This window comes from Amycolatopsis sp. NPDC003861 (genome assembly GCF_053605405.1).
Genome location: NZ_JBSGJD010000123.1, coordinates 20,915 through 27,052, shown reverse-complemented (window position 1 = coordinate 27,052; position 6,138 = coordinate 20,915). Strand labels below are relative to the sequence as shown.

6 protein-coding genes are annotated in these 6,138 nt (G+C 72.0%); 5 read left to right on the top strand and 1 reads right to left on the bottom strand.

Annotated features, from left to right (window positions below):
* The first annotated feature begins 76 nt into the window (after nucleotides 1-76).
* The 5 genes from ACWEVN_RS27405 to ACWEVN_RS27385 are packed head-to-tail and all read left to right on the top strand — an operon-like array spanning nucleotide 77 to nucleotide 4,460.
* Nucleotides 77-2,173, top strand: a complete 2,097-nt coding sequence (locus ACWEVN_RS27405) for a primosomal protein N' (protein WP_452053209.1) — start codon at nucleotides 77-79, stop codon at nucleotides 2,171-2,173.
* Nucleotides 2,174-2,214: 41 nt separating this feature from the next.
* A complete protein-coding gene (locus tag ACWEVN_RS27400) occupies nucleotides 2,215-2,892 on the top strand; it encodes a Crp/Fnr family transcriptional regulator (protein ID WP_452053208.1) in 678 nt (225 codons plus the stop codon).
* 6 nt (nucleotides 2,893-2,898) lie between these two features.
* A complete protein-coding gene (locus ACWEVN_RS27395; RefSeq protein ID WP_449687860.1) occupies nucleotides 2,899-3,120 on the top strand; it encodes a hypothetical protein in 222 nt (73 codons plus the stop codon).
* The gene (locus ACWEVN_RS27390; protein ID WP_449687859.1) at nucleotides 3,104-3,580 is read left to right on the top strand and encodes a hypothetical protein; all 477 of its coding nucleotides are present in this window, start codon (nucleotides 3,104-3,106) and stop codon (nucleotides 3,578-3,580) included. Before ACWEVN_RS27395 ends, ACWEVN_RS27390 begins: the two co-directional genes overlap by 17 nt.
* 19 nt (nucleotides 3,581-3,599) lie before the next feature.
* Nucleotides 3,600-4,460 carry a DUF3616 domain-containing protein gene (locus ACWEVN_RS27385; protein ID WP_452053207.1) on the top strand — a complete coding sequence of 287 codons (861 nt, stop codon included), beginning with the start codon at nucleotides 3,600-3,602 and terminating at the stop codon, nucleotides 4,458-4,460.
* Nucleotide 4,461: 1 nt separating this feature from the next.
* Here the strand turns inward: ACWEVN_RS27385 and ACWEVN_RS27380 are convergent, their stop codons facing one another.
* Nucleotides 4,462-6,120: a CotH kinase family protein gene (locus ACWEVN_RS27380; RefSeq protein WP_452053206.1), complete on the bottom strand. Its 1,659-nt coding sequence runs from the start codon at nucleotides 6,118-6,120 to the stop codon at nucleotides 4,462-4,464.
* Between the last annotated feature and the right edge of the window lie 18 nt (nucleotides 6,121-6,138).

Genomic DNA, 6,138 nt, shown 5'->3' with positions numbered 1-6,138 from the left:
CGCGGGTTCGAACCCGCGTTACCACTCACGACCGGCGGCGGCAGGGGTGTCGGTGGGGTCTGGTAGAGATCAGGGCGTGAGCAGTTCCGAGCCCGCAGCCCTCTGGGACCTCCCGGAGCAGCCGCCCGCGCCCCGGGCGGCACCCTCGCGCGCCCGGAAGAAGCCGAAGCCGGGGGAGAAGGCGAAGGGGGCCCAGTCGCCCGCGCCCGAGCGGCCGGTCGCGCGGGTCGTCGTCGACATCCCGCTGGCCCACCTGGACCGCACCTTCGACTACCTGGTGCCGGAGAAGCTGCACGAGACCGCCGTGCCGGGCTGCCGCGTCCGCGTCCGGTTCGCCGGGCAGCTCGTCGACGGCTACCTGATCGAACGCGGCGAGACCAGCGACTACGGCAGCAAGCTGGCCTTCCTCGACCGCGTGACGTCGGCCGAGCCGGTGCTGCCGCCGTCGCTGCACGCGGTCTGCCGGGCGGTCGCCGACCGCTACGGCGGCACGCTCTCCGACGTCCTGCGGCTCGCGCTCCCGCCCCGGCACGCCAAGGCCGAGGGCGAGCCGCCGCTGCCGCCCGCGGCCGCGCCCGAGCCGCCGGACACCGCGGCCTGGGCGCGCTACCAGCGCGGCCCGGCCTTCCTGGAGGCCCTGGGGGAGGGGAAGCCCGCGAACGCCGTCTGGCAGGCCCTGCCGGGCGAAGACTGGCCACGCCGGCTCGCCGAGGCCGCCGGCACGGTCGCCGCTCAGGGGCGCGGCGCGGTGCTGGTGGTGCCGGACCACCGGGACCTGACCCGGGTGCACGCGGCCTGCGCGGCCGTCGTGGGCGAGGACGCCGTGGTCGCGCTGATCGCCGGGCTCGGGCCCGCCGAGCGGTACCGGCGCTGGCTGGCCGTGCTGCGCGGCGCGGTGCGGGTGGTCGTCGGCACGCGGGCGGCGATGTTCGCGCCGGTCCACGACCCCGGCCTGTTCGTGGTCTGGGACGACGGCGACGACCTGCACCTCGACCAGCACGCCCCGTACCCGCACGTCCGCGACGTCCTGATGGACCGCGCGCACGCGGCGAAGGCGTCCCTGCTGGTCGGCGGGTTCGCCCGGACGGCGGAGGCCCAGCTGCTCGTCGAGTCCGGCTGGGCCGCTCCGGTGCTGGCGGACCGCACGACACTGCGGTCCGCGGCCCCGCGGGTCACGCCCGTCGGCGAGGACTTCGACGTCGCCCGCGACGAGGCCGCCCGGGTCGCCCGCCTGCCGGCGGTGGCGTTCGAGGCGGCCCGCCAGGCGTTCGCCGCGGACCTCCCGGCGCTGGTCCAGGTCCCGCGGCGCGGGTACGTCCCCGGTCTGGCCTGCGGAAACTGCCGGACACCCGCGCACTGCCGCCGGTGCGCGGGCCCGCTGGCCCTGCCCGGCGGCTCGCTCGACGGGCAGCCGAAACCCCCGGCGTGCCGCTGGTGCGGCGTCCCCGAAACGGCGTTCCGCTGCACGGCGTGCGGCTCGGTCCGGCTGCGCGCGGTGATCGTCGGCGCGAAGCGGACGGCCGAAGAGCTCGGGCGCGCGTTCCCGGGCGTCCCGGTCCGGACGTCGGGGGCGGCGGAGGTCCTGGAGTCGGTGCCGGGCAAACCGGCCCTCGTGGTGTGCACGCCGGGAGCGGAGCCGGTGGCGGAAGGCGGCTACGGCGCAGCCCTGCTGCTGGACGGCTGGGCGCTGCTGGGCCGTCAGGACCTGCGCGCGGGCGAAGAGACCCTGCGCCGCTGGATGGCGGCGGCGGCGCTGGTCCGTCCGGCGGCCTCGGGCGGCCGGGTGATCGTCGGGGCCGAGGCGGGCCTGCCCGTGGTCCAGGCCCTGGTCCGCTGGGACCCGGCCTGGCACGCGGCCCAGGAGCTGGCGGAGCGCCGCGAGCTGGGCTTCCCCCCGGCGATGCGGATGGCGAGCGTGGAGGGCGGCCCGGACGCGGTGGCGGCGCTCCTGGCGGACCTCCCGCTGCCGCCGTCCGGCGAAGTCCTGGGCCCGGTCCCGATCGGCGAGGTGGACGAGGAGGGCAACGCCGAGCGGGAGAGGGCGCTGGTCCGCGTGTCCCGCGCGGAGGGCAAGGCCCTGGCGGCGTCGATCCACGCGGCCGCGGCCCGCCGCGACGCCAAGAAGGCCACGGAACCGATCCGCATCCAGCTGGATCCGCTGGACCTGATCTAGGTCCTCTTGCCTCGATCAAGGTGTATTCGTACACTCAATCCATGGCAGGAGTTCCCGTTGACGAGAGTAGATGGCTCCTGGACGAGGAGGAGATCCACACCCTCGAAGGGGCGGGCAGCGTTCTCCGGCGCGGCGACGGCCACGTCTTCATGCGGGAAGGCGAGGCCAGCGACTTCCTGCTGCTGATCCGGAAGGGGCACGTGAAGGTCACGTCCGGCCAGCCGGCTCGCATCATCGCGTTCCGCGGACCGGGGGAAACAGTCGGGGAACTCGGCGTCATCGACGACGAGCCGCGCTCGGCCACCGTGATCGCCTGGGGTGACGTCGAGGTGCTTCATGTGCCCGCGGCCGAATTGCTGAAGTTCCTCGACCAGCACCGCCGGGCCGAGCGAGCCCTGCACGCGGCGGTGCGCAAGCGGCTCGCGCAGGCGACGCGGAAGATCTCGGATTCCGACCTCGCGATGGAACGGCGGATCGCCAAGGCCCTGACCGAGCTCATCCGCAACGACATCTGCGAGATCGTCGATGGCGTCCCGACCGTCCGGTTGAGCCAGAAGGACCTAGCCTCGCTCAGCGGCTCCTCCCTGGAAGCGACGAAGAAGATCGTTCGCGTCTTCAAGGAAAGCGGCCTGGTCGACACCGGACGGCTCCTGCTTCGCATCACCGATGCCGATGCCCTGCGCCGGATCGCCGGCGGCCACCCCACCTCGTCGTGGTGACCGGCTGTGCTCACCATGCTGGAACACACTTCGAGCTTCTGGGCGCTCGCCGTGGTGGTGCTCGGGACCATCGTGCACCAGGTCGTCCGGCTCCTGATGTTCAAAGCCGCGCTGAGGAACAGCAAACCGGCGGAGCGGCCCGCGATCATCACCGCATTGGTCGGCCTGCTCGGGCGTGGCCCCTTCCGCAAACCGACGCAAAGGAACAGCCGTGCCGACCACTCCTGAGGCGGACCGGCTCTTCCGGAACCGGCTGGTCCGCGAACTCGTGGCGCTGGACCTCGATCCCGATCAGTTCGTCGTCTTCGGCAGCGCGCCCCTGCTGGCGCACGGGCTGCGGACGACCATCCGCGACCTGGACGTGGTGGCCCGGGGCGACGTCTTGACCTGGGCGAAGCGCACCGGCACGCCGGGGGTGGGCGCCTACAGCGGGGACCCCGTCTGGCAGTTCTGCGGCGGTCGGATCCAGTTCTCCGCCGGGTGGATCACGCCCCAGTGGGACGTCGGCGAACTGATGGACGGTGCGGAGGTCATCGGGGGACTTCGCTGGGCGCGCCCGGGTGATGTGCTCCGCTACAAATTGGAGCTGCTGCGCCCCAAGGACCGCGTCGACATCGCGAAGATCCGAGCCTATCTGCGCCGTCCGGCCCGGAATCCGTCGCAGCTGATCGGGCAAGGATCGGGCTGATCGGCGGTATTTTGGGTGGATGGCGAAAGTCCGGCCGATCCCTTTCCCGGAGCGCAACGGCGACGTGCCGTACAACGCTTCCGGGGTGGTGCGGGTGGGTTCCCGGCGGTTCGTCTTCGTCGACAACAAAGACCCCACCGCATTGTTCGAAATGACGTTCGATTCCGCCGTCGGCACGGTCGAACGGATTCACCGGCGGCCCCTGGCCGGGGTGGGCAAGGGAATGCTGCGTGATCCCGAAGGCCTCACCCGGGTCGACGTGCACGGGGAAATCGTGCTCGTCGTCGCTTCTTCGCTGTGCATCGCGGAGAGGGACCGGATCTGCGACGGCCTGGTGCGCGTGCGGTACGTCCCCCACGGCGACCTGCCCGCCGAGCCGATGGCCGGGTTCCGGGACTGGCTGCTCGACCGTGTTCCCGCGCTGGCCGACGCCGGGCGGCGGGCACCGGATGAAGGCGGCCTCAACGTGGAAGGCCTGGCCTGGGACGGAAGCGCGTTGCTGTTCGGCCTGCGGGGCCCGGCGCACCCGGGCCGGGTCACGCTGGTCCGGGTGCCCGTCGACGTCGGCGGGGCGCGGTGGACGACCGCGTCGCTGGGGCAGCCGGAGCTGATCCCCGTGCGGCTGCCCGAGCCGGCCGTGACGCGCGGGATCCGCGACATTTCCGGGGCCGGCGATTTCCTGCTCCTGCTCGGCCGTTCGACCAGCCACGGCGACACACCGTTCCGGCTCGCCACCTGGAACCGGGCCGACGATCACGCCGCGCTGCTCGGGATCACCTTTCACCGCAGCGCGAAACCCGAAGGCGTCACGTCGTTCACGATCGACGGCCGCCGCCGGATCCTGATCGTCGACGACGCCGGCGGCTACGCGGTTCTCTGAGTCAGGAGAAGTACAGTTTCGACGGGCCGGGGTCCTGGTGGACCCGCAGTTTCCCGGCCGCCGTGGGATCCGTGCCGAACGCCGCGCCCAGCCCGGTCCGGACGCTCGTCACCGTGAAAAACCCGCTGGACGTGAACGGATCACCGACCGGGTCGACCGGCGTCACCGAGAACTCCTCGGCGTGGGCGGCGTTGTCCGCCGCGCGCGTGCACAGCAGCTGGTGGCCCTGGCTCGACGTCGTGGTGGTCGCGTGGAGGAACCGGCCGGTCGCCTTGCTCGCGATCGACTGCCCGCCGCCGAGCGGGGCGAAGCACCACAGGTCCGTGTCGTCGACGTTCGCCGGCCGCCACCGGTGGACGACCTCGCCGCCGCCCGGTTCCGCCGCCGTGGCCGGGATGGTCTCGCTGCCGCTGGCGTGCAGGCATTCGTTGGTGACGTCCTCGCGGACGTACGCGCCGTCGGCGCCGGGCAGGCCGCCGCAGAGGTAGCCGGCCGAGGTGGCCAGCCGCAGCTGCTTGCGCACGGCGGTGAGCTGCGCCGGCACGTCCGGCACGCCGAGGCCGGTCAGCAGCGTCGCCATCCCGTCGAGCAGCGGCTGCAGCACCTCCCGGTGGGTCCGGAAGCCGAAGACGGTGTCGCGGTACTCGCGGACCTGGGCGAGGACCTGCGCCCGCCGTCCGGCGTCTTCGCGCACGAGCTTGGCGAGCAGCCCGGCGGTGTCGAGCCGGAAGTGCCGGGCGGGCTGGAGGGTCTGGTCGAGGCCCCACGGGATCAGCTTGAAGTCGATGTCGGCCACGCCCGGCCGGGCGACCGCGTCCACGTCGTTGTACACGTAGGTGTTGTTGGTGTTGCGGGAATAGCCGTCCCAGTGCTTGAGGAAGAATTCCATCGCGTAGATCTTGACGAACTGGTCGAGGTCGAAGACCTCGGCGGCCCCGGCCACCCCGTGCGCGGCGAGGTGGTCGATGGCGAACCGCAGGTCGGCCTTGTCGTCGAACTTCGACAGCGATTCCACGCCGATGAACGGCAGCCGCGCGGCGACGAAGTCGTCCTTGTGCTCCAGTTCGTAGAGGTTGCCGTTCAGGTTGCCGAAGTTGCGCTCGAGGTACCGCGGCATGATCGGCTCGACGTTCACGAAGACACCGGGACCGTTCACCCCGGCGATGCTCTGCCCGATCGGCACGCCGTTCACGCGCACCTGGGCGTAATTGCCGCGCGAATGGGGGAGACCGGCGAGCTCGAACAGTTTGTAGCCGAGCAGCTGCCGGAGATAGGAGAGGTCCTGGACGGAATTGTTGAGCGTCAGGTACCGCGACCCGATCAGCTTCCGGACCGGATCCTTGTTCGCGTCGGAGAACTTCCCGAAGTCGAGGTGCAGGCAGGGTTTGCTGCTGCTGAGCGAGCCGCAGAAGGACTTCTTCTTGATCCCGACGTCGGCGAACGACGTCCGCGCGGGGAACTTCGTCCCGGACACCTCGACCGAGGTCGCCTTCCGCCAGGTGTAACGGCTCCCGCCGGTCCAGTCGAAGTTGCACACCCCGCCGGCGGGCTGCTCGGTGCGCACGGCGTCCCAGTCGCCCGGCGGCATCGTGATATCGATCGACACCACATTGTCGATCGCGTAGAGGGAATCGAGTGCCCGCTGCTCCTGCTCGCCCATCCGGCCAGTGTACGACCG